The following is a 23,556-nucleotide window of genomic DNA, read 5'->3' on the forward strand; positions in this document are numbered from 1 at the left end:
GTGGGGGCGCAGGATCGGCCCGGGCCGCTGCCGCGGACACGCTGGCATGACAGCACACGCCGGTGTCACCCAGGCGTCATTGATCGATGAACTGCAGCCGCGCCAGCTCCGCGTACAGGCCGCCTTCGGCGATCAACTGCGCGTGCGTGCCCTGCGCGACGATGCGGCCGGCATCCATCACCACGATGCGGTCGGCCTTGAGCACGGTGGCCAGGCGATGGGCGATGACCAGCGTGGTGCGGCCTTCCATCAGCCGGTCCAGCGCCTGCTGCACGGCGCGTTCGCTCTGCGCATCCAGCGCGCTGGTGGCCTCGTCCAGCAGCAGGATCGGCGCGTCCTTGAGCAAGGCGCGCGCGATCGCCACCCGTTGCTGCTGGCCGCCGGACAGGCGCGTGCCACGTTCGCCGAGTTCGCTGGCGTAGCCCTGCGGCAGCGCGCGGATGAAACTGTCGGCCTCGGCGGCCGCGGCGGCGGCTTGCACCTCCGCATCGCTGGCATCCAGGCGCCCATAGCGGATGTTGTCGGCGGCGCTGGCGGCAAACAGCGTGGGTTGCTGCGGCACCAGGGCGATGCGTTCGCGCAGCAGTACCGGGTCGGTATCGCGCAGGTCCACCTCGTCGATACGCAGCCTGCCGCTGACCGGGTCGTGGAAGCGCAGCAACATCGCCAGCACCGTGCTCTTGCCGGCGCCGGAGGGCCCGACCAGCGCCACGGTTTCGCCCGGATGGACATGCAGGTCGAAGCCATCCAGCGCCGGCGCATCGGGGCGCTGCGGATAATGGAACACCACCTGATCGAAATGGATCGCGCCGCGCAGCGGCTGTGGCAAGGGTTGCGGCGTGGCCGGCGCGACGATCGCCGGCCGCTCGTCGAGCAGTTCGCCGACCCGGCCCATGCCGCCGGCCGCGCGCTGCAACTCGTTCCAGACCTCGGCCAAGGCACCGACCGAGCCGCCGCCGATCAGCGCGTACAACACGAACTGTCCCAGCGTGCCGGGGGTCATGCGTCCGGCGATGACATCGTGCGCGCCCAGCCACAGCACACCGACGATGGCGCCGAAGATCAGCATGATCGCCACCGCCGTCACAGTGGCCTGGGTGCGGATGCGCAGCCGTGCGGTATCGATCGCGGCGAACAGGGCCTGGCTGAAACGCTGGCTCTCGTAGCGCTCGCGCGCATGCGCCTGCACGGTGCGCACCGCGCCCAGCGTTTCGGCCGCCAGCGTGTTGGCATCGGCAACGCGGTCCTGGCTGGCGCGCGAGATCTTCTGCAGGCGGCGTGCGCCCAGCACGATCGGCATCACCGCCAGCGGAATGCCGATCAGGGTGAAGCCGGCTAGCCGCGGGCTGGTGACGAACAACATCGCCATGCTGCCGATCACCGTGACCAAGCTGCGCAATGCCACCGACATGGTGGTGCCGATCATCCCGCGCAGCAGCTCGCTGTCGGCCGACAGGCGCGACACCAGCTCGCCACTGCGGCTGCGATCATGGAAGCCGGCGTCCAGCCCGATCAGATGCGCATACAGGCGGCCGCGTAGGTCGGCCACCACTTTTTCGCCTAGCAGCTCGACGAAATAGAAGCGCGCGGCCGTTGCCACTGCCAGTACCGCCGCCACCGCTAACAACAGCGCGAAGGCGTGGTTGATCTGCGAGCCGCCGGAGAAACCATGGTCGATCATCTGCTTGACCGCCGCCGGCAGGCTCAATGTGGCGGCCGAGGAAATGGCCAGTGCGATCAGCCAGGCGGCGAACAGGCCACGCTGGCGCTGCACGAACGGCCACAAGGTGCGCAGGCTGCCAAGCTTCCGCAACGGGTTGGGCCTGGCGGCGGCTGGCTGGTTCATGCGGCTTCCGGTGATGAGAGATGGACACGGTTGCGAGTGGCGTCGCACAGGCGCGTTTTCAAGCCGGCCAGCTGATCGGCCGGCAGTTGCACGCGTAGTGCCGCGCCCTGCGCGTCGAAGTGCTCGTCCAGCTTGTCGGCGTGGAAGGCGCTCAAGGCAGCATGCACCAGGCCCAGGTCGTCGAACCGGCATTGCAGGTCGAGCAGCGACAACGCAATCAACGGCTGTCGCGCCGCCAGTCGCAGGCATTCGGCCGCAGCGCCGCCGTAGGCACGCACCAGCCCACCGGCACCGAGCTTGATGCCGCCATACCAGCGTGTGACCACCACCACCACGCGGTCGTAGCCCTGGCCATCGATGGCCGCGAGAATTGGCCGCCCGGCGGTGCCGCTGGGCTCGCCATCGTCGCTGGAACGGTAGTCCTGCCCGAATCGGTAGGCCCAGCAGTTGTGGGTGGCATCGGCAACGGAGACGCGCTGCACGATCTCCAGCGCCTGCGCGGGAGAGTCCAGTGCCGCAGCATTGGCCAGAAAGCGACTGTGCTTGATGTCCAGGCTGTGGTGCGCGTCAGCGGCGAGGGTATCGAGCATCATCGCCATTCTATGCGAGCCGCTCGTGCCGGACGCTGCAGCCATCGTGACTGCCGTTGCAAGCTTGCAGATCGGCAGGGGTTGGGCAGCGCGTTGCGTCTGGACGGATGTGCAATGAGCGCGCGAGCTCCCGGGCAGTTGCGTCAGGGCGCTGTCGTTGCTCTGTCGACTTGGTGAACAACGTGACGCGGTGCCTGACACGGCAGCGCCGCCGGGTGCGGCATCGCGCCGGAGCGATGGCCGCATAAGTGGGACATGGCCCGGTGCGTGGCTACTTCCACGCAGCTGACGTATGACTACAGCGCCGCTGCGTGCCTACTGAGGCGCGTGCCTGACGCCGGGCCTGGCAGGCGATGGGACAGGGAGCGGGCGTCGCCCCGCATCACACCAGCGTGGAGCGGCGCTTCTCGTCGATCCACTTGGAGGCCTGCGCCGGCGTGTAGTGCTGCATCCACTCCAGCATCTGTTCGATATCGGCGCCGTACCACAGGTCGCTGCGCTGGTCCGGATGCAGGAAGCGCTCTTCCACCATGCGATCGATCATGCCGATCAGCGGTGCGTAAAACCCTTCGATATCCAGGAACGCGCAGGGCTTGTTGCCGATGCCGAGCTGGCGCCAGGTCAGCATCTCGAAGATCTCTTCCATGGTGCCGAAGCCGCCGGGCAGGGCGACGAAGGCATCGGACAGCTCGAACATGCGCATCTTGCGCTCATGCATGGAGCCAACGATTTCCAGCGTGGTCAGCCCACGGTGCGCCACTTCCCAATCGGCCAGCTGCTGCGGAATGACCCCGGTCACCTCGCCACCAGCCGCCAGCACCGCATTGGCCACGGTGCCCATCAGCCCGACATTGCCGCCGCCATACACCAGCCGCAGGCCCTGCTCGGCGATGCGCTGGCCCAGCGCAGTGGCGCGCTCGGCGTAGGCGGGTTTGTTGCCGGCATTGGAACCGCAGTAGACGCAGATGCTTTTCATGGGATTCGGGAGTTGGGATTGGGGATTGGTAAAAGCGAGGCAGCGCTGCTGATTGCAGGTGATGCCATCGGCAGGGGGCGCGCTGAATTGTTTGAGTTATTGCCTGGCTTGAAAAACATAACGCCGGGTTTTCACCCGGCGCCATGTCATTGCCGGAGAGGGCCGGGACGGAGAGCCGCAGTTGCGAATCCCCAATCCCGAATCCACCAATCCCGGTCAGTTGGCCTTATGAATCGCGCGCTTGCTCACTGCCATCGCGGCATCGTGGATCGCTTCGGACAGCGTCGGGTGGGCGTGGCAGATGCGTGCCAGGTCGTCGGCCGAGCCGTTGAACTCCATCGTCAGCACGCCTTCGTGGACCAGCTCGGAGACGCCCACACCGACCAGGTGCATGCCCAGCACGCGGTCGGTTTCGGCATCGGCGATGACCTTGACGAAGCCGGCCGGCTCGCCCATGGCCACGGCACGGCCGATCGCCGCGAACGGGAAGCTGCCGGCCTTGTAGGCGACGCCTTCGGCCTTCAACTGCTGCTCGGTCTTGCCGACCCAGGCAATCTCCGGCTCGGTGTAGATGACCCACGGAATGGTGTCGAAGTTGACGTGGCCGGGCAGGCCGGCGATCAGCTCGGCGACCGCGATGCCTTCCTCGAAGCCCTTGTGCGCCAGCATCGGGCCGCGCACGCAGTCGCCGATGGCCCACACGCCGTCGACGCCGGTATGGCAATGGCCATCGACCTCGATCTGGCCGCGGTCGGTCACCTTGACGCCGGTGCCGTCAGCCAGCAGGTTCTTGGTGGCGGCCTTGCGGCCCACGGCCACCAGCAGCTTGTCCACGGTCAGGGTCTGCTCGCCGGCGCTGTCGGTGTAGCTGAGCACCACCTGCTTGGCATCGCCGCTGCCGGTGATCTCGGTCTTGCTGACCTTGGCGCCGAGCTTGATGTCCAGGCCCTGCTTCTTGAATTCCTTCAGCGCGGTCTTGGCCACTTCGGCATCGGCCAGCGCCAGGAAATCCGGCAGCGCTTCGAGGATGGTGACCTCGGCGCCCAGGCGCTTCCACACGCTGCCCAGTTCCAGGCCGATCACGCCGGCGCCGATCACGGCCAGGCGCTTGGGCACGGAGGTGAAGTCCAGGCCGCCGACGTTGTCGACGATGGTGTCGCCGTCGAACTTGGCGAACGGCAGCTCGATCGATTCCGAGCCGGCCGCAAGGATCACGTTGGTGCCCTTGAGTTCGATCTCGCCGCCTTCGTGCTGTGCGACCTTGACGATGTTGCCCGGCAGCAGCTGGCCGAAGCCGTAGTACGGGGTGATCTTGTTCGCCTTGAACAGCATCGCGATGCCGCCGGTGAACTGCTTCACGATCTTGTCCTTGCGGCCGATCATGGTGGGCACGTCCATCTTGGCGTCGTTGAAGCTGATGCCGTGGTCGCCGAACAGGTGGCCCATGTTCCAGAACTGGCGCGAGGAATCCAGCAGTGCCTTGGACGGAATGCAGCCCACGCGCAGGCAGGTACCGCCCAGCGCCGGCTTGCCATCCTTACCGATAGCCGCGTCGATGCAGGCGACCTTCATGCCCAGCTGGGCCGCGCGAATCGCAGCGTGATAACCGGCCGGACCGGCACCGATGACGACGACGTCGAATTGTTCTTGTTCGCTCATTCTTCGCTCACGAGATTGGGAATTGGGGATTGGGGATTCGTAAAAGCGGGATGCTTGGGAAAGGGCGGCTCTCGCCAATCCCCAATCCCGAATCCCCAATCCCGGCTTTCATCACAGACCGAACAACATCCGGCCCGGGTTTTCTAGCTGATTCTTGATGTCGACCAGGAACTGCACCGAGTCCTTGCCGTCGATGATGCGGTGGTCGTAGGACAGCGCCAGATACATCATCGGGGCGATCACGACCTGGCCGTTCTCGGCGATCGGGCGTTCCTTGATCGCATGCATGCCCAGGATGGCGCTCTGCGGCGGGTTGATGATCGGGGTCGACAGCAGCGAGCCGAAGGTGCCGCCGTTGGTGATGGTGAAGGTGCCACCCTGCAGATCGTCCAGGCCCAGCTTGCCGGCGCGGGCCTTGGCGGCGTAGTCGGCAATGCCCTGTTCGACGTCGGCAAACGACTGGCGCTCGACGTTACGCAGCACCGGCGTGACCAGGCCCTTGTCGGTGGACACGGCGATGGAGATGTCGCTGTAGCCGTGATAAATGATGTCGTCGCCGTCGATCGAGGCATTGACCAGCGGGAAGCGCTGCAGCGCGTTGGCGGCGGCCTTGACGAAGAAGCTCATGAAACCGAGCTTGATGCCGTGCGCCTTCTGGAACTCGTCTTGCAGCTCCTTGCGTGCGGCCGAGACCTTGGCCAGGTTGACCTCGTTGAAGGTGGTCAGCATCGCGGTGGAGTTCTTGGACTCCATCAGGCGCTTGGCGATGGTCTTGCGCACGCGGGTCATCGGCACGCGCTCTTCCGGACGGGCGCCGGACGCCTTGCCCACGCCGCCAGCCTTGGCGAAGTTGACGATGTCTTCCTTGGTCACCGCGCCACGACGGCCGGTGCCTTCGACCTGCGCCGGATCCACGCCCTGGGTGATCGCGGAAAAACGCGCACCCGGCGGCAGCGCATCGGCAGCGGACTTGGATGCAGCGGCAGGCGCAGCGGCAGCAGCCGGGGCCGGCGCGGCGGCCGGGGCAGCAGCGGCCGGCGCCGGTGCCTCGGCCTTCTTCTCGTCGGCCGGTGCGGCCGCAGCCACGGCGCCTTCTTCGATGATCGCCAGGATCTGGTTGCTGGTGACGGTGCTGCCGGCTTCGAACTTGATTTCCTTCAGCACGCCGTCGACCGGCGAAGGAACTTCCAACACGACCTTGTCGGTTTCCAGGTCGACCAGATTCTCGTCGCGCTTGACCGCTTCACCGGCCTTCTTGTGCCAGCTGGCGATGGTGGCGTCGGAAACGGATTCGGGCAGTACCGGAACTTTGACTTCGGTGGCCATTCGGGGAGCGTCCTAGGGTTTTCGTTCTTTGGGGAAGGTGAGTTATTCAGCGACTTGGTCGTTGAACGGATTGAGGAGCGCATCGGCGACCAGCTTCTGCTGTTCGACGATGTGGTCGGCCATATGGCCGGCGGCAGGCGAGGGCGAACGGGCACGGCCGGCGTAATGCAGGCTCTGGCCGCTGGCCAGGCAGAAGTTCAGGTGGTGGCGGATCTGATACCACGCACCCTGGTTCTGCGGTTCTTCCTGACACCACACCACGTCGGTGGCGTTGGCATAGGCCTTGAGCTCGGCGGCCAGCTGCGCACGCGGGAACGGATACAGCTGCTCCACGCGCAGGATGGCGACGTCGTCCTGGCCACGCTTGGTCTGGTCTTCGAGCAGGTCGTAATAGACCTTGCCCGAGCACAGCACCACGCGCTTGACCTTGCCGGCATCGGCCTTGGCGTCGGGAATCAGATGCTGGAACTCGCCCTCGGCCAGTTCTTCCAGGCTCGATACCGCCAGCTTGTGGCGCAGCAACGACTTGGGCGTCATCACCACCAGCGGCTTGCGGGTGGTCATGCGCATCTGGCGGCGGATCATGTGAAAGCACTGCGCCGGCGTGGTCGGCACGCAGACCAGCATGTTCTCCAGCGCGCACAACTGCAGGAAGCGCTCCAGACGCGCGGAGCTGTGCTCCGGGCCCTGGCCTTCATAGCCGTGCGGCAGGAACAGCGACAGGCCCGCGATGCGGCCCCACTTGGCTTCGCCAGCGGCGATGAACTGGTCGATCACCACCTGCGCGCCGTTGGCGAAGTCGCCGAACTGCGCTTCCCAGATGCACAGCGCATTCGGGTCGGTGGTGGAGTAACCGTATTCGAAGCCCATCACCGCTTCTTCGCTGAGCAGCGAGTCGATGATGGTGGCGTCTTCGGGGTTCTGCACCAGCTGGCGCAGCGGCAGGTGATAGCTGTCGGTCTTCTGGTCATGCAGGATCGCGTGACGGTGGAAGAACGTGCCGCGACCGGCGTCCTGGCCGACCAGGCGCAGCTTGTGGCCTTCGGCCAGCAAGGTGGCATAGGCCAGGTTTTCGGCAAAGCCCCAGTCGCCGGCCTGCTCGCCGGCCGCCATCTTGACGCGGTCGTCGTAGATCTTGCCGACGCGCGCATGCAGCTCGACGCCTTCCGGAATCGTGGTGATCAGCTTGGCCAGACGGTCCAGCTGCTCGCGCTTGACGCGGGTGTCGACCGGATCGGCAGCGGTGCCGACCAGATACTTGGACCAGTCGATGGCGAATTCGTCCGGCTTGCGCGTCGCCAGTTCGGTGGTGTATTCGCCCGAATCGAGCTTGTTGCGGTAACCGTCGACCAGAGCCTTGGCCTCGTCGGCGCTCAGCACGCCGTCGCTTTCCAGCTTGGCGGCGTACAGCTCGCGGGTGGTCTTGTGCTTGCGGATGGTCTGGTACATCACCGGCTGGGTCGCTGCCGGTTCGTCGGCCTCGTTATGGCCCCAACGGCGGTAGCAGACCAGGTCGATGACCACGTCCTTCTTGAACTGCTGGCGGAATTCGTAGGCCAGCTTGGACACGAACATCACCGCATCCGGGTCGTCGCCGTTCACGTGGAAGACCGGCGCGCCGATCATCTTGGCCACGTCGGTGCAGTACAGCGTGGAACGGGCGTCGTCGCGGGCGCTGGTGGTGAAGCCGATCTGGTTGTTGACCACGATGTGCACGGTGCCACCGACGGCGAAACCGCGCGCCTGCGACATCTGGAACAGTTCCATCACCACGCCCTGGCCGGCGAATGCGGCATCGCCGTGGATCAGGATCGGCAGCACGCTCTTGCGCTCGGCATCGCCGAAGCGTTCCTGACGCGAACGCACGCTGCCGACCACGACCGGGTCGACGATTTCCAGGTGCGAGGGGTTGAAGGCCAGCGCCAGATGCACCTGCTTGTCGCCACCGACCGCGATGTCGGCCGAGAAGCCCATGTGGTACTTGACGTCGCCGGTGTGGGCGCGGTCGTCGTGGGCGTGCTCGAACTTGCCTTCGAACTCGTCGAACAGCTTGCGCGGGTTCTTGCCCAGCGTATTGACCAGCACGTTGAGGCGGCCGCGGTGGGCCATGCCGATCACGATGTCCTTGACCTGATCGTTGCCGGACTGGCGAATGATCTCGTCCATCATCGGGATCAGCGCGTCGCCGCCTTCCAGCGAGAAGCGCTTCTGGCCGACGTACTTGGTGTGCAGGTAGCGCTCCAGGCCTTCGGCGGCTGTGAGCCGCTCCAGCGTGCGCTTGCGGCTGGCCGCGTCGCCGGCGATCTTGCCGCCGGCATCTTCCAGGCGCTTGTAGATCCACTGGCGCTGGTCGAATTCCTGGATGTGCATGAACTCTGCGCCGATGGTGCTGGCGTAGGTCGCCTTCAGGCGGGCCAGCAGGTCCTTCAGCTTCATGCGCGGCTGGCCGCCGACGCCGCCGGTGCTGAACTCGCTGTCCAGATCCGCCTGCGACAGGCTGTGGAACGGCAGGTCCAGGTCGGGCGGGTTGACCGGCGGGGTCAGGCCGAGCGGATCGAGCTGCGCGCCGAGGTGGCCACGTGCACGGTAGGCGGTGATCAGGCGGCCGACGTTGCGCTCGCGCTCGTCACTGGCCGCTGCGCCGGTGCCCGCGTTGGCAGCCTGCTTGGAGGCGGTGAGGATGTGGGCAATGGCTGCCGAGTGCGGCACATCACCGGCATCGCGACCCTTGAAGCCATCGAAATAGCTCTTCCACTTCGGGTCAACACTGTCCGGGGCGACGAGGTACTGCTCGTACAGATCCTCGATATAGGCGGCGTTGCCGCCGGCGAGCTGCGATGACTGTGCGAACTGCTTTAGGAGATTATCCACGATGGTAAGTCGGGTCTGCTGTGGGGATGATTGTGCGGAAGCGGCGGGGCGAGATGCCCTGTCGGTCGGTCTCAAATCTCGAAAAATTATACCCCCTTGCGCTAGTGAGGGGGCGTCTGCCAGCTGACCGGACGGGTAGGTGCAAGCGCCTGGCGCCTACGTGCGAAGGGCGCTGCGGTCTCAGATGCCGAGTGCGCGCGGTTCGTTCCAAAGCGCGCTGCGCTCCCATATCTGCGCGAATTCGCGCTCCAGCTGGCGGCTGCGCGCCGCGCCCGACAGCCAGGTTTCGCCATCGTCGAAGCGATGGCCTGTTGGACGAAAGTAGTAGGCGTCATCGCCCACCACATAGGCCGACGCATAGCTGGCATCGACCGGATCGCTGACCGCACGGAAGCGGAACACGCTGGGCAGGCGCTGGGCCAGCCGCAGCATCGCGCTGCTGTTGGCGCCCGCGACGGCGGTGTCCTGCACCAGCACCTGCACGCGCTTGTCGTGGCGGGCGGTGGCAAAGCGGCGCAGCGCATCGAGCACTGCGGGGTTGTCGAACAGCGGTGGATCCAGTGCCCGCGTATAGATCAGCACCTGGCGGCGTGCGGCGTACAGCAGGCCGGTGGTGGCGGCCAGGGCCGCGCGCAGGTCGTCCACCGCCATCGGGCCGTCGAGACGGCGGTGCAGCGGCCTGCCCGGACGATCGTCCGCCGTTGCCGCGCTAGCGGGGTGCCGGTCGGAAGAGGTGTCCGGCAGGAAGCCCAGGCGTGCGAACACGGCCTCGGCGTCTGTGTTCACACGGGTTTGCAGGCCGGGCCAGCCGCGTTGTTGCGCGCTGGCGACGGCGGCTGCGAGCAACCGGTCGGCCAGGCCGCGGCGGCGCCAGCCCGGCAGCACGCCGAGCCGGTCGATGCGCCGATCCGCCGTCAGCCGCACCGAGCCGATCAACTGGCCGTCCTCGCTGCGCAGCGCCAGGTGCAGGCTGAGCGGGTCCAGGGCGTCCCAGTCGGCAGCGCTGTCCTCGGTGCTGCCGGTGCCGCAGGCCAGGCGCAGCGCACGTAGGGCTGCGGCGTCGGACGCCGCCTCCAGCGAAACGATCTGCAGCCCGGCCTGGGAACTCATGCGCGCTGGTCGGACCCGTCGTCGTCGCCAGCGTCCGATGCCGCGTCGTCGTCGGCCAGCCCGCTGTCGTCGTCCTGGTCGGCATCCTCGCCTTGTTCGGCCTCCTCAGCCTGGGCCGGGCCGTCAGCGGCATCGGCGACCTGCTCGACGTCGGCCTCGGCGTCGATGTCATCGTCCGCGTCCGGCGTGTCGGCCCCGGCGTCGGCATCGTCGTGGTCGCCCGACAGGCTCAGGACGTGGCCCTGGTCGTCGTCGATGTCCTCGATGTCGTCCTCCGGGTCCTCGTGGGCGCGCTGGTAATGGCCCTGCGCCAGCAGCTCCAGCACCACCTCGCGGCCACGGTTGGACAGCTGCGCATACAGCGTGCCGTCGATCTCTTCGGCTGCGGCCAGGCGTGCGGCATCCTTGGCCGACAGCGCGAATTCCAGGCCGCTGCAGAACAGGGTGGCGCCACGCTTGGCGCGCCGCCAGGCCAGCCGCGACCAGGGGTGACGGTGCAGCAGCACGCCTTCTTCCAGCGCCTGCTCGACGGCCTCGCGGGGAATCGGTTCGGGTGCCGGCATCACGTCGCCGGAGGCGCGGTAGGTGGTCATGAAGCGGCCGAACCAGTCGCCCAGGCGATCCGGGTCGTTCATGCGCAGCGCGTTGAGCGCTTCGACCACGCGGTTCATCGCGGTGACGTCGATCTCGTACGGATCGGCCGGCACCTTGAGGTCTTCGTCGTGATAGCGCACGGCCTCGTCGGCATCGGCGATCAAGGTGTCCAGGTAGTCGCCGATCAGCTCGGCCGAGGACGGCGCGCGGGTGCCGATGGAGAAGGTCAGGCAGGCGTCTTCGGCCACGCCGTGGTGCGGCACCAGTGGCGGCAGGTACAGCATGTCGCCCGGGCCCAGCACCCAGTCGTGGGTGGGCTTGAAGTCGCGCAGCAGCTTGAGCTCGACATCGTCGCGGAACGCCAGCGGCGCGGCCTTGCGGCCCTGCTGCGCACGCGCGTCGATCTGCCAGCGGCGGTGGCCCTGGCCCTGCAGCAGGAACACGTCGTAATGGTCGACGTGTGCGCCGACCGAGCCGCCGGTGGCGGCGAAGCTGATCATGATGTCGTCGATGCGCCAGCGCGGCAGGAAGCGGAACTGTTCCAGCAGCGCGCGGACGTCGGCGTCCCACTTGTCCACGTCCTGCACCAGCAGGGTCCAGTCATGGTCGGGCAGGCCGGGGAAGTCGGTTTCCTGGAACGGGCCGGTGCGCACGTTCCAGTCGTCGGTGGCGCGGTCGTGGCTGATCAGGCGTGCCAGCACGCCGTCTTCGCAGGCCAGGCCGGCCAGGTCTTCGGGCTGCAGCGGGGACTGGAAGTCCGCAAACGCGTTGCGGATCAGCAGCGGGTGCTTGTGCCAGTAGTTGCGCAGGAAGCGCTCGACCGGCATGCCCAGCGGCTGGTCGCGGGTGGCATGGATCTCGAAGGCCAGTGGCGCGCCTTTCCTGGCGGCGATCTTTTTTGCGGGGGTCTTTTTCATGGTGTCACGGGTCCGACTGGAGGGCCGGCGCGGTGCGGCCGGCGAGGTGGCTTATTGTCGCCCAGCCCGCCATGCGCTGCCTTGCATGCGGGTGTCGCGGTGAGGTTGCGGTGCGCGTCCGGGCCATGCAGGGCCGGGGATGCAGCTGGGTGTCTCGGTGTCAGCAGATCAGCGGGTGGAGATCTGGTTGTTGCTGCCGTAGTCGTTGACCATCGCAGTGCCGGATTGCTGGGTGATGCGGTTGCCGCGGCCGTGCAGCGTGGCGGAGGCGATCGCCTGCGCCTGTACCTGGTTGTCGTCGCCCGGCACCAGCAGCGTGCCGATGCGGCCGGCCTTGAGCGTGGAGGTGCGGCTGAACAGTTCGATGGTGCTGGCATCGCCGGCGAGGGTGACCTGGGCATCGTTGCCGACCATGCGCACTGCCTCGGCGCGCTCGATCTGCACGATCGCATGCTGGCCCAGCACCGCGATCGTGCCGCAGTCACCCTTGAGGACCAGATTGGCGCTCTGGCCGGTCAGATCGACATTATGGCCGTCGCAGCTGACCGTGCCGCTGGTCGAGGTGACCATCAGTGTCGGCCGCTCGCCATTGCTGGCGACCTGGGTGGCGCCGTCCATGCTCGGAACTGACGGAACTGACGGAACCGGCGGAACCGGTGCGGCCGCCACGCCGGCCGGCGCGTGCGGCGCGGCAGGGTCGGGCTGCGAGTCGGGAGCGGCCTGCTTCCCGCAGGCCAGCAATCCGCAGGCCACCGACGCAAGCAGGGAGACAGACAGCAGCGCGCGCAATGCCATGGCAATACTCCTGACAGCTGGATACAAGGGCGTGATACCGGTGGATGGATACCGCTGCTTAGATCGCGCGCGCCAGCTGTTCGGCCAGCCCGGTGTAGGCACCCGGTGTCAGCGCCCGCAGCCGCTGCTTGTCCTGCTCCGGCAACTGCAGGCTCTCGACAAAGGCCTGCATGGACGCGGCAGTGATGCCCTGGCCGCGGGTCAGCGCCTTGAGCTGTTCGTAGGGGTTGGGCAGGCCGTGGCGACGCATCACCGTCTGCACGGCTTCGGCCAGTACTTCCCAGGCCGCATCCAGATCGGCATCCAGGCGCTGCGGATTGACGGTCAGCTTGCCCAGGCCCTTGGCCAGCGAATCCAGCGCGACCTGGGTATGGCCGAACGCGGTGCCGAGCGCGCGCAGCACGGTGGAGTCGGTGAGGTCGCGCTGCCAGCGGCTGATCGGCAGCTTGGCGGAAAAATGTTCGAACAGCGCATTGGCGATGCCGAAATTGCCTTCGGCATTTTCGAAGTCGATCGGGTTGACCTTGTGCGGCATGGTCGAGGAGCCGACTTCGCCCTCCTTGAGCTTCTGCTTGAAGTAGCCCAGCGAGATGTAGCCCCAGATGTCGCGCGACAGGTCGATCAGGATGGTGTTGACGCGGCGGCTGGCGTCGCCGATTTCGGCCACATTGTCGTGCGGCTCGATCTGGGTGGTGTAGGGGTTGAACACCAGGCCCAGGCTCTCGACGAAGCGCTGCGCAAATCCGGCCCAGTCCAGCTCCGGGTACGACACCAGGTGCGCGTTGTAGTTGCCGACCGCGCCGTTGATCTTGCCGGTCAGTTCGACCGCGGCGATCTGCTTGCGCTGCCGCTCCAGGCGCGCGACCACATTGGCGATTTCCTTGCCCAGCGTGGTGGGCGAGGCGGTCTGGCCATGCGTGCGCGACAGCATCGGCTGGCCGGCCTGGGCATGGGCAAGGGTGCGCAGGCTGGCGGTGATGCCGTCCAGCGTGGGCAGCAGCACCTCGCGGCGCGCCTGTTCCAGCATCAGGCCATAGCTGAGGTTGTTGATGTCCTCGCTGGTGCAGGCGAAATGCACGAATTCCAGCGCCGGGCCCAGCTCGGCATCGTCCTTGAGCTGTTCCTTGATGAAGTATTCCACCGCCTTGACGTCGTGGTTGGTGGTGCGCTCGATCTGCTTGACCCGCGCGGCATCGCCGACGCTGAAGTCGTCGGCCAGGCGGCGCAGGGTCTGGGTGGCGGCGGCCGAGAACGGCGCCAGCTCGGCGATGCCCGGCTCGGCGGCCAGCGCCAGCAGCCATTCGATCTCGACCTTGACCCGCGCCCTGATCAGGCCGTATTCGGAGAAGATCGGGCGCAGCGCATCCACTTTGGAAGCGTAGCGGCCGTCGAGCGGGGACAGGGCGAGCAGGGCGGAATCCGACATGGGCAGGGCACTGGGAGGCTGGCGGGGGTGCGTATTCTACGCCGCCCCGGCGCCGGCTTCGCCGATTGGCCGCACCGTGATGGCCTGGATCCGGTGCCCGGCCATGCGCCGCACCGTCAGTGCGTGGCCGTCCAGCTCCAGGGTTTCGCCTTCTTCGGGCAGCCGCTGCAATTGGTGCACGATCAGCCCGCCGACCGAATTGACGTGGTCCGGCGCGCTCAGGTCCTGGCCCAGCAGACGTTCCAGGCGGAAGATCGAGGTGCTGCCGGCCACCAGCAGCGAGCCGTCCTGGCTGCGGATCGGGGCATCGCGCACCACGTGGCGGTGCTCGTCCTCGATCTCGCCGACCACCACTTCCAGCAGGTCTTCCAGGGTGAAGAAGCCCAGGATGCGGCCCTCCTCCTCCACGCACAGCGCCAGATGGGTGGTGCCGGTGCGGAACTGCTCCAGCGCGCTGGGGATCGGGGTTTCCAGGGTCAGCAGGGTGGGCGGGCGTAGCAACGGGCGCAGATCGTCCAGATCCTGGCTGCGTGCCATCGCCACCAGTAGATCCTTGGTATGCAGGATGCCCAGCACCTGCTCGCCATCGGCGTCGAACCACGGGTAGCGGCTGTAGCGCGACTCGCTGAACTCGGCCAGCACCGATTCCAGCGTCATGCCTTCGCGCAGGCTGCGCAGGTGCTCGCGCGGACGCATCAGGTCGCCGGCGACCAGGTCGGGCAGTTCCAGGGCGTGGCTCATCAGGGCCAGCCCGTGATCGGGCGTGGCGGCGTTGGGATCCTGGCGGCCGACGATCAGCATCAGCTCCTCGCGCGAATAGCGATGCGACTGGTGCTCCACATCGCCCCAGCCCAGCACCCGCAGCAGGCGGTTGGCGCTGGTGTTGAGCACCCAGATCGCCGGGTACATCAGCCAATAGAACACGTAGAGCGGCGCGGCGGTCCACAGCGACATCCGCTCCGGGCGGCGGATCGCCATGGTCTTGGGCGCCAGTTCGCCCAGCACGATGTGCAGGAACGAAATCAGGCTGAAGGCGATCGCCAGTGCGGTGAACTGTGCCGCTTCCGGCGACAGGCCGGCGGTATCGAACAACGGCTGCAGCAGATGCGCGAAGGCCGGCTCGCCGACCCAGCCCAGGCCGAGCGAGGCCAGGGTGATGCCGAGCTGGCACGCCGACAGGTAGGCATCCAGATGCGCATGTACCCCGAGCAACAACCGCCCACGCCAACCGTTGTTCTGCGCCAGGCCCACCGCCTGCGTGTGGCGCAGCTTGACCAGCGCGAACTCGGCGGCGACGAAGAAGCCGTTCAACAGCACCAGCAGCAATGCGACGAACAACAGCAGCACGTTACCCAACATGGCGTCGGCCCCCTTGTCGCGTAACAGCGTTGACGCTGCCTGTCAGCCGCTGCGCGCAAGTGCCGGGGCAGTGTGCAAGCAAGCAAGACGCAAACGATGCGTTTCTACAATCAGGGTCGTCGCCCATGGCGGCGTGGTACCTCGTATGGATCATTGGGCAGTCTAGCCCACGGCTTGCGACGACACGGTCGCAACGCCGCGAGCGAGTATCGTAGGCAGCCTCGCCAGCGTGGGCACGCCCGCTGCCAGCCATCCATCACCACAAACCAACCATGTGCGGAGAGTGCAGATGAGCGAACGTTTCAGGACCGAACACGACAGCATGGGTGAGCTGCAGGTGCCCGCCGATGCCTTGTGGGGCGCGCAGACCCAGCGTGCCGTGCAGAATTTCCCGGTGTCCGGCCAGCCGATGCCGCGCGGCTTCATCCGCGCGCTGGGGCTGATCAAGGCCGCTGCTGCTAGCGTCAATGCCGAACTCGGCCTGCTGCCCAAGTCGATCGGCAAGGCCGTGCAGGACGCAGCACTGCAGGTCGCCGACGGCACGTATGACGCGCAGTTTCCGATCGACGTCTACCAGACCGGCTCGGGCACCTCGTCCAACATGAATGCCAACGAGGTGATCGCCACGCTGGCCACGCGCGCCGGCAAGGACGCGGTGCATCCCAACGATCACGTCAATCTCGGGCAGAGTTCCAACGACGTGGTGCCCACCGCGATCCGGGTGTCGGCGTTGCTGGCGGTGCAGGAGCACCTGCAGCCGGCGCTCAAGCATCTGCGCAAGACCATCGACAAGCGCGGCAAGGGGCTGGACAAGGTCGTCAAGACCGGGCGCACGCATCTGATGGATGCGATGCCGCTGACCTTTGGCCAGGAATTCGGTGCATGGTCGGCGCAGCTGAGTTCGGCGCAGGAGCGCATCGACGATGCCCTCAAGCGCCTGCGCCGGCTGCCGCTGGGCGGCACCGCGATCGGCACCGGCATCAATGCCGATCCGCGTTTTGGCGGCAAGGTGGCCAAGGCCTTGTCGGGCCTGAGCAAGTTCAAGTTCGAGAGTGCCGACAACAAGTTCGAAGGCCTGGCTGCGCAGGACGACGCGGTGGAGTTGTCCGGTCAGCTCAATGCGCTGGCGGTGGCATTGATTAAGATCGCCAACGACCTGCGCTGGATGAATGCCGGCCCCCTGGCCGGGCTGGGCGAGATCGAGTTGCCGGCGCTGCAGCCGGGCAGTTCGATCATGCCGGGCAAGGTCAACCCGGTGATTCCCGAAGCCACCGTGATGGCCTGCGCGCAGGTGATCGGCCACCACACCGCGATCACCGTGGCCGGGCAGACCGGCAACTTCCAGTTGAACGTAACGCTGCCGTTGATCGCCTACAACCTGCTGGACTCGATCAACTTGCTGGGCAATGTGGCGCGGCTGCTGGCCGATAGCGCGATTGCCGGGTTGAAGGTGCGCCAGGAGCGTGTGCGCGAGGCGCTGGACCGCAATCCGATCCTGGTCACCGCGCTCAACCCGATCATCGGCTACGAGAAGGCCGCGGCGATCGCCAAGCGTGCCTACAAGGAACAGCGCCCGGTGCTGGACGTGGCGCTGGAAGACAGCGGGCTCACTGAGGCGGATCTGCGCCGTTTGCTGGACCCGGCTGCGCTGACCCGCGGTGGCATCCAGGCCGGCAGCACGGGCGGCGGTGGCTGACCACCGCAGCGTGCGTGCGTAGGAGCGCACCTGGGCGCGATGGGCGTTGTCGATACAGCCCCCGTCGCGCCCAGGTGCGCTCCTACATGGGTTTGCGCGAATCCGCGGCGTCGCCAGGACTCAGTGCCGCTCGGCCTGCACGTTGCCGAAGCTCTCGCGATACGGCTGCAGCGACGGGATTTCATCGAGCAATTCGCCGCTGAGCTTCTGGATCTCCGGCGTGGCCGTCAGCTTGATCGACTTGTATTCCGGGTCCGCGCCAGCCTCGTTGACGGCCTGCTGGCGCAGCATCTGCAGGTGCCCGAACAGCAGCTGCAACTTGGCGCGCGTCGGTTCTTTCTGCGGCAGCGCGATATCGTCGATCTTCAGCGTGCCGTCCGGGGTGATTTCCGCATTGGCGGCCGGTGGGCGGCGGATCATCACCGACTGGGTGGTGATGGCAACGCGCGGCTTGCCGCGTTCGGCGCGCCGCGACGACTGGTCGCCGCAGGCGGTCAGGGCGCATAGCAGGAGCGCCATGCAGAGCATCACCAACTTGTTCATGGGGTCGCCGGATTCAGGGGAGCGCACTAGTGTAATCCCGCTCCGGCCAGCCGATCGGTGCCTGCGGCACATGGCGCGGCTGACAAGATGTCGCAGGCGGTATCGGGTACCTAGCGTGCGCGCAGCAATCGGCGTGACGATCCATAAGGTTCCGGTCAGCCGCTGCGCCCGTCGATGCGGGCGCAGCGGCGATCAAGGCCGCGCTTACTTGCGGCAGTCGTCGATATCGTGCTGGGTGAGCGTCGAGTACGGCGCGAATGCCGGCACCAGTTGCGCGGCGGCGTCCTGCGCGTTGCGCAGCTTGGCCAGCTGATCGCAGATCTGCATCGCAGTGTGTTTGAAGGTTTCGGCCTGCGCTTCGATCTTGTCGCCGATCTGGTCGGTGTTGCCGCTGAGCACACCCTTGAGCGCTTCGCCGGCGGCATGCGCACCGAAGGCCGCGCCCTGCGTGCCGATGTCGATGCCTTTATCGGCGACGCCCTGGATCTGCACGTAGAAAGCGCGCATCGCCTGCCGCTGCGCATCGTTCAGGCTCACCGGCTTGCCGGCGATGCTGAGCGCGCCATCCGCGCCGATGGTGGCTGCGGGCAGGCCGTCGCGGTGGAGCGTCAGGCTCTTGCCGTTGAAGATCACCCCGTTCGCGTTGGTCTTGCCCGACACCACGACCGTGGGTTCGGACTTGCCGCAGCCGACCAGCAGCGCGCCCACCAGTACCGCACAAATCAACAGTTTCATCAGCCGTCCCCCTCTTGAATGGTCAATGCAGTGGTCAGTTGTCGGTCGGCACGCGGGTGGTGCCGGCCACATCGCTGACGTCGATATCGCCGCTGCCCTTATGCGCGACGCTGACGTCGCCGCGCACCTTGTGCACGCTCAGGGCGCCGGAGTTGACCGCTTCCACGCCGACATCGCCTTGCACATCATCGATGTCGACATCGCCGGAGCCGATCGTGCCGAACTTGACGTTGCCTGCTACGCCGCGCAGCTTGACGTCGCCCGAACCGACCTTGCCGACCTCCGCCGCGCCATGCACCTGCCTGGCCTTGAGATCGCCCGAGCCGACCGCCAGCACGCGCAGCGACCCCATCTCTTCCAGTTCGATATCGCCGGAACCGACCTTGGCGGTGACCCGGCCCCTGGTGCGGCGGATGGCCATGTCGCCGGAACCGACATCGGCACTCACGGCCGCAGCGCCGCTGATCTCGGCGTCACCGGAGCCCACGTCGAACTGCACCAGCAGCGTGTCCGGCACGCTGCCGCGCAGGTCCAGGTACGAATAGCTGTCGCCGATGGAGATGCGCAGCGGGCGGTCATCGGCCAGCGTCACCACCAGCTTGTCGCCGACCCGCTTCTGGGTGACGGTCAGGCCCTTGAGCAGCTCGGCCCTGGCGGCGCAGGCGCGGCCGCCCAAACGCCCGCCGTTGCCCGGCGCAGCGTCCAGATGCAGATCGTTGGAGCCGACCTCGAACAGCACCGACTTCACTCCGCTCAGTTTCAACTCCAGGCTGCGCGGCTCGGAGAACTTGCATTGCTCCTCGGCGAACGCAGCGCCGGGCACGGCGAACAGGATGGCCAGACTCAGCAGACGACGCATGGGATGTCCTTCAGGCTTCGGAGCGCCGACGGCGCAGGTAGATGGAGGCGGCGATCAGGGCAACGCCGATTGCAGCGCCGATCCAGATGTCCGGATTGCCGTAGACCCGTGCGCTGTCGGTGTGCTGCAGCGCCCACTGCACCAGATCGCTGGGGTTCTGCATCGCGCTGCTGTCGAGGTTGCCGCTGACCGCGCGCGGCGACCAGGTGCCGGGCAGGGCGCTGAGCAGGCCGCGGTAGCCGACGATGTACCAGATCCAGCCGATCGGCAGCGAGATACCCGGCATCGCCGAGAGGATGCTCAGCATCACGCAGGCCAGCAGCGGGAACAGCACCGCCCACAGGAACGGCTTGCTGGTGGCCCAGGCCGAGCAGAACATCAGCCAGCCCACTGTCGGCAACGCCCACAGCAGACTCATCGGCACGGTCTTCAGCAACAGCCACAGCAACGCGAACGGGTGCGAATGGGTGGCCAGGGCCCAGGGGCTGGGGACGCCGGCGATCGAGGCGCCCACGATGGCGATCAGCCACAGTGCCAGGCCGACCAGCACGCCGATCACGATGGAAATCAGCGGCGCCAGCAGCAGCGCCCAGGCGGCCTTGGACAGCACCGTCTGCACATCGGACACCGGCAGCGATTTCCAGAACAGCACGCTGCGGTCGCGGCGGTCGTCGTACAGGCTGCCCAGCGAATAGAAGAACACCACGAACGCCAGGACCACCGAGGCGATGCCGATGCCGCCGAGCAGCAGGCCGTCGCCGACCTGGCCCAGGGTGCGCGTGTATTCGGCCAGATCGTCCATCGTGATGCTGTCGCCGATCATGTTGCGACGCGCGCTGATCGCGCCGATCACCGCGCCCAGCAGCGCGAAGAACACCGCGATGCCGCCGGTGATGATCTGTGCCCAGACGAAACCGCCACGGTGTTCCCAGTACTCGCGTTTGAGCAGCCAGCCGAACGTGCGTGCGGGAGAAGCTTGGTGGGTGAGTGCATTCATGCGTAGGTCCCCTTCATGACCGCAACGAACAGGTCGGCAAGGCCGGGATTGCGGGTTTCGCCAAAACGGGCGAGCTGCGCTTTCGGCACGCCATCGAACAGCATCACGGTCTTGCCAAACGGGAGGCTGCGCTCGTCGATCGGCTGCAGGCCTCTGGCGGCGTCGAGATGCTCGGCACCCACCAGCACTTCGGTGTACCGCTCGGCCACGTTTTCCATGTCGGCGGTCAGCACGATGCGGCCGTCGCGGATGAACATCACATCGGTGAGGATGTGTTCGATCTCTTCGACCTGATGGGTGGTGACGATGATGGTCTTCTGCTCGTCGAAGTAGTCCTCCAACAGGCGTTGGTAGAACTGCTTGCGATACAGGATGTCCAGGCCCAGCGTCGGCTCGTCCAGCACCAGGATGCGGGCATCGATGGCCATCACCAGCGCCAGATGCAGCTGCACGATCATGCCCTTGGACAACTCGCGCACCCGCGACTTGCGGTTGAGCTGCGTATTGGCCAGGAAGCGCTCGCACTTGGCGCGATCGAAGCGCGGGTGCACGCCGGCGACGAAGTCGATCGCCTCGCCAACCCGCAGCCAGCGCGGCAGTACCGCCACGTCGGCGATGAAGCAGACCTCGTTCATCAGTGCGTTGCGCTGGGTGCGCGGATCCATGCCGAGCACGCTCAGGTCGCCATCGAAATCGGTCAGCCCCAGCACCGCCTTGAGCGCAGTGGTCTTGCCGGCGCCGTTGGGGCCGATCAGGCCGACGATGCGCCCGGCGGCGATGGTGAAGCTGGTGTTGTCCAGCGCGAGCCGATGCTTGTAAGCCTTGCGCAGGCCACGTGCGTCGACCACATGGTCGGAGGAGACGGCGGTCATGGTGTTTTTCCCTGTGGCAACAGATCGTCGATGGACAGTCCCAGGCGCTGGATGCGTTCCAGCACTGCGGGCCATTCTTCATTCAGGAAACGCTCGCGCTCGCTGCCGCGCAATTTCTGTGCGGCCTCCGGGGTCATGAACATGCCCAGGCCGCGGCGTTTCTCCACCAGGTTCTCGTCAGCCAGTTCCTGGTAGGCGCGCGAGACGGTGATGGGATTGAGTTGGTAGTCGGCCGCCACCTGCCGTACCGAGGGCAGGGCGTCGCCAGGCTTGAGGATTCCATCGAGCATCATGGCAATCACCCGTTCCTTGAGTTGGCGGTAGATAGGAGCGCCGTCGCTCCATTGGATGTCGTTCATGGTCAGCTCCGTGGGCGCAGAACCTGCGCGAAGGAGAAATAGGGCATCGACAGCGAAGCGCGCAGGTGCCGGCTGGGCCGGGTGCGCGCCTCGGGGGGAGTTGTCGCGTTTTCCGTAACCGCCTCCGACACGCCATAATCGGCGCCGGATTCCGTGACCTGACTGGAAGCGGCTCCCAGGCAACCAATGGCGAACAGGGCGCTGCCGAACAGCAGCAATGGAGCTGGTCGCGTGAAGCGTGTGCTGTTCATGCTTTCCCCTGCGTTGGATGACTGGTGTTGTATTCAACTATAACACCGACACGCAGGCAGTCAACTGCCTGTCATACCCAACTGATGGCACCCCGCGTCGGCGGGTGGCCCGGACCTATCGAAAGGGATCGCTCATGTTGCTCAAGCGTCTGCTGGTCGTTGTATTCGCTGGCTTTTTCTCCGCCTCGGCGCTGGCCGCCGGCGCGCCGGTGCTGGATCTGGATTACCGGCCGCTGGCCGGCAAGGCGCCAATCAACCTGAACCGTACCTACGGCGGCAAGGTGCTGATGGTGGTCAATACCGCCAGCAAGTGCGGCTACACGCCGCAGTACGAAGGGCTGGAGGCGCTCAACCAGCGCTTCGGCAGCCGCGGTTTTTCGGTGCTGGGCTTTCCGTCCAACGATTTCCAGGGGCAGGAACCCGGATCTGAGAAGCAGATCCAGGAATTCTGCACGCTGACCTATGGCGTCAAGTTCCCGATGTTTGAGAAGGTGCATGTGCTGGGTGCACAGGCCACGCCGCTGTATCAGCGCCTGACCCAGGCCACGGGTGTGGCGCCGGGCTGGAACTTCCACAAGTATCTGATCGGGCGCAATGGACGGGTGGTGGCGCAGTTCCCCAGCAAGATCAAACCGGACGATCCGAGCGTGCTGGCGGCAATCGAACGCGAGCTCAACGCGCCGTCGCGCTGAGCACGGCGCTCGCAAGGCCACGCGCACATGCGACAATGCGCATTCAGCGCCGGCGTCGGCGTGTCTTTTCACTTTCGGGAAGTGCATCGAATGAAGATGGGAAAGCGCGGCGCGGCGGCGTCGCTACTGATGGTGGCACTGTCGGCATCGATGCCGGCGATGTCGCAGCAACCGGCCGCAGCGGCCACCAAGGAGAAGCCAGTTTTGAATGCATCGTCTGAGAAGAGCACGCGCGACAACGTCAGCTACGCCATCGGTATGGACGTGGCACGTTCGTTCGAGCCGATTGCCCAGGACATCGATGTGAGCGCACTGCAACGCGCCATCGAGAATGCATTCAAGGGCGGCAAGCCGCTGTTGTCCGACGAGCAGACCCAGGCTACCGACACCGCACTGCGCACCGCGCTGGCGGCGCGTAACGGCCAGCAGGTTCCGGGCATGGCGCCGGGTAGCGCGCCGGCCGCGCCGTCCAAGGAAAATGTCGGCCTGATGCTCGGCGATCGCGCGGTCGGTCCGTCGCTGGCCGGCATCAAGGACGAGATCGACCTGTCGATCCTGATGGAAGCGGTGCGCACCGTGTTCGCCAAGGGCACCACGCGTCTGACCCAGCAGGAAGCCGCTGCCACCATGCAGGCGTTCGCCTCTGCCAAGCAGGGCGCTGCCGGTGCCAAGAATCGCGAGGAAGGCAATGCCTTCCTGGCCAAGAACAAGACCGAGAAGGGCGTGATCACCACCGCGTCGGGCCTGCAGTACATGGTGCTGCGCCAGGGCAGCGGGGAGCGTCCGATGCCCACCAACACGGTGCGCGTGAACTACGAAGGCAAGCTGCTCAACGGGCAGGTGTTCGACAGCTCCTACCAGCGCGGCCAGCCGGCCGAATTCGGTCTGAATCAAGTCATTGCAGGTTGGACCGAGGGCGTCGCGTTGATGCCGGTCGGTTCGAAATACCGTTTCTGGATTCCATCCAACTTGGCCTATGGCCCGAACGGCACGCAGGGGGGGCCGATCGGACCAGACGCAACGTTGACGTTCGATGTCGAACTGATGGGTATCCTTCCCTGATCCCCCACAGGAGTACCCCCA

21 protein-coding genes are annotated in these 23,556 nt (G+C 66.4%); 3 read left to right on the forward strand and 18 right to left on the reverse strand.

The window, feature by feature from the left end; all coding sequences use genetic code 11:
- Window positions 1-76: 76 nt before the first annotated feature.
- The 11 genes from DYQ94_RS02205 to DYQ94_RS02255 form a co-directional block, all read right to left on the reverse strand.
- Window positions 77-1,846 carry an ABC transporter transmembrane domain-containing protein gene (locus DYQ94_RS02205; protein WP_160955094.1) on the reverse strand — a complete coding sequence of 590 codons (1,770 nt, stop codon included), beginning with the start codon at window positions 1,844-1,846 and terminating at the stop codon, window positions 77-79.
- Window positions 1,843-2,445 carry an IMPACT family protein gene (locus DYQ94_RS02210; protein ID WP_160955097.1) on the reverse strand — a complete coding sequence of 201 codons (603 nt, stop codon included), beginning with the start codon at window positions 2,443-2,445 and terminating at the stop codon, window positions 1,843-1,845. Before DYQ94_RS02210 ends, DYQ94_RS02205 begins: the two co-directional genes overlap by 4 nt.
- A gap of 373 nt (window positions 2,446-2,818) precedes the next feature.
- Window positions 2,819-3,412 carry an LOG family protein gene (locus DYQ94_RS02215; RefSeq protein WP_016901548.1) on the reverse strand — a complete coding sequence of 198 codons (594 nt, stop codon included), beginning with the start codon at window positions 3,410-3,412 and terminating at the stop codon, window positions 2,819-2,821.
- Between the two features lie 216 nt (window positions 3,413-3,628).
- Window positions 3,629-5,071, reverse strand: a complete 1,443-nt coding sequence (gene lpdA / locus DYQ94_RS02220) for a dihydrolipoyl dehydrogenase (RefSeq protein ID WP_126965567.1) — start codon at window positions 5,069-5,071, stop codon at window positions 3,629-3,631.
- Window positions 5,072-5,182: 111 nt separating this feature from the next.
- Window positions 5,183-6,397 carry a dihydrolipoyllysine-residue succinyltransferase gene (gene sucB / locus DYQ94_RS02225; RefSeq protein WP_065048889.1) on the reverse strand — a complete coding sequence of 405 codons (1,215 nt, stop codon included), beginning with the start codon at window positions 6,395-6,397 and terminating at the stop codon, window positions 5,183-5,185.
- 42 nt (window positions 6,398-6,439) lie between these two features.
- The gene (locus tag DYQ94_RS02230) at window positions 6,440-9,268 is read right to left on the reverse strand and encodes a 2-oxoglutarate dehydrogenase E1 component (RefSeq protein WP_065032436.1); all 2,829 of its coding nucleotides are present in this window, start codon (window positions 9,266-9,268) and stop codon (window positions 6,440-6,442) included.
- Window positions 9,269-9,448: 180 nt separating this feature from the next.
- A complete protein-coding gene (locus tag DYQ94_RS02235) occupies window positions 9,449-10,378 on the reverse strand; it encodes a GNAT family N-acetyltransferase (protein ID WP_126965568.1) in 930 nt (309 codons plus the stop codon).
- Window positions 10,375-11,865: a ribosomal protein uL16 3-hydroxylase gene (locus DYQ94_RS02240; RefSeq protein WP_160955096.1), complete on the reverse strand. Its 1,491-nt coding sequence runs from the start codon at window positions 11,863-11,865 to the stop codon at window positions 10,375-10,377. The genes DYQ94_RS02235 and DYQ94_RS02240 overlap by 4 nt, the downstream gene beginning before the upstream one ends.
- Before the next feature lie 192 nt (window positions 11,866-12,057).
- Window positions 12,058-12,684: a DUF3060 domain-containing protein gene (locus DYQ94_RS02245; protein ID WP_126965570.1), complete on the reverse strand. Its 627-nt coding sequence runs from the start codon at window positions 12,682-12,684 to the stop codon at window positions 12,058-12,060.
- Window positions 12,685-12,742: 58 nt separating this feature from the next.
- Window positions 12,743-14,110 (reverse strand): adenylosuccinate lyase, encoded by a 1,368-nt coding sequence (gene purB / locus DYQ94_RS02250; protein WP_126965571.1) that lies wholly within the window; start codon window positions 14,108-14,110, stop codon window positions 12,743-12,745.
- Window positions 14,111-14,146: 36 nt separating this feature from the next.
- On the reverse strand, window positions 14,147-15,469 hold the full coding sequence (locus DYQ94_RS02255; protein WP_054591704.1) for a hemolysin family protein: 1,323 nt from the start codon (window positions 15,467-15,469) through the stop codon (window positions 14,147-14,149).
- Window positions 15,470-15,758: 289 nt separating this feature from the next.
- On the opposite strand from DYQ94_RS02255, the gene DYQ94_RS02260 reads away from it, so the two are divergent.
- Window positions 15,759-17,165 carry a class II fumarate hydratase gene (locus DYQ94_RS02260; RefSeq protein WP_104593498.1) on the forward strand — a complete coding sequence of 469 codons (1,407 nt, stop codon included), beginning with the start codon at window positions 15,759-15,761 and terminating at the stop codon, window positions 17,163-17,165.
- A gap of 120 nt (window positions 17,166-17,285) precedes the next feature.
- Here the strand turns inward: DYQ94_RS02260 and DYQ94_RS02265 are convergent, their stop codons facing one another.
- The 7 genes from DYQ94_RS02265 to DYQ94_RS02295 all read right to left on the reverse strand — a co-directional run bounded on the left by DYQ94_RS02265 (window position 17,286) and on the right by DYQ94_RS02295 (window position 21,781).
- Window positions 17,286-17,708, reverse strand: coding sequence for a hypothetical protein (locus DYQ94_RS02265; protein WP_016901538.1), 423 nt, complete (start codon window positions 17,706-17,708; stop codon window positions 17,286-17,288).
- A 204-nt stretch (window positions 17,709-17,912) separates the two neighbouring features.
- Window positions 17,913-18,443, reverse strand: a complete 531-nt coding sequence (locus DYQ94_RS02270; RefSeq protein WP_126965572.1) for a DUF2884 family protein — start codon at window positions 18,441-18,443, stop codon at window positions 17,913-17,915.
- Between the two features lie 34 nt (window positions 18,444-18,477).
- Window positions 18,478-19,302, reverse strand: a complete 825-nt coding sequence (locus DYQ94_RS02275) for a DUF4097 family beta strand repeat-containing protein (RefSeq protein WP_024939338.1) — start codon at window positions 19,300-19,302, stop codon at window positions 18,478-18,480.
- A gap of 10 nt (window positions 19,303-19,312) precedes the next feature.
- Window positions 19,313-20,299, reverse strand: coding sequence for a hypothetical protein (locus DYQ94_RS02280; RefSeq protein WP_024939339.1), 987 nt, complete (start codon window positions 20,297-20,299; stop codon window positions 19,313-19,315).
- The gene (locus DYQ94_RS02285) at window positions 20,296-21,171 is read right to left on the reverse strand and encodes an ABC transporter ATP-binding protein (RefSeq protein ID WP_046342254.1); all 876 of its coding nucleotides are present in this window, start codon (window positions 21,169-21,171) and stop codon (window positions 20,296-20,298) included. Before DYQ94_RS02285 ends, DYQ94_RS02280 begins: the two co-directional genes overlap by 4 nt.
- Window positions 21,168-21,530 (reverse strand): GntR family transcriptional regulator, encoded by a 363-nt coding sequence (locus tag DYQ94_RS02290; protein WP_003483692.1) that lies wholly within the window; start codon window positions 21,528-21,530, stop codon window positions 21,168-21,170. Before DYQ94_RS02290 ends, DYQ94_RS02285 begins: the two co-directional genes overlap by 4 nt.
- A 2-nt stretch (window positions 21,531-21,532) precedes the next feature.
- Entirely contained in the window at window positions 21,533-21,781 is a 249-nt protein-coding gene (locus DYQ94_RS02295) for a hypothetical protein (RefSeq protein ID WP_024939341.1), read from the reverse strand.
- A 134-nt stretch (window positions 21,782-21,915) separates the two neighbouring features.
- Here DYQ94_RS02295 and DYQ94_RS02300 point away from each other — a divergent pair, with 134 nt between their 5' ends.
- A complete protein-coding gene (locus DYQ94_RS02300; protein ID WP_016901532.1) occupies window positions 21,916-22,473 on the forward strand; it encodes a glutathione peroxidase in 558 nt (185 codons plus the stop codon).
- Between the two features lie 90 nt (window positions 22,474-22,563).
- Window positions 22,564-23,535, forward strand: coding sequence for an FKBP-type peptidyl-prolyl cis-trans isomerase (locus DYQ94_RS02305; protein ID WP_016901531.1), 972 nt, complete (start codon window positions 22,564-22,566; stop codon window positions 23,533-23,535).
- Window positions 23,536-23,556: the final 21 nt, after the last annotated feature.

The organism is Xanthomonas sp. LMG 8993 (genome assembly GCF_009835065.2).
GTDB classification, from domain to species: Bacteria; Pseudomonadota; Gammaproteobacteria; order Xanthomonadales; family Xanthomonadaceae; genus Xanthomonas; species Xanthomonas arboricola.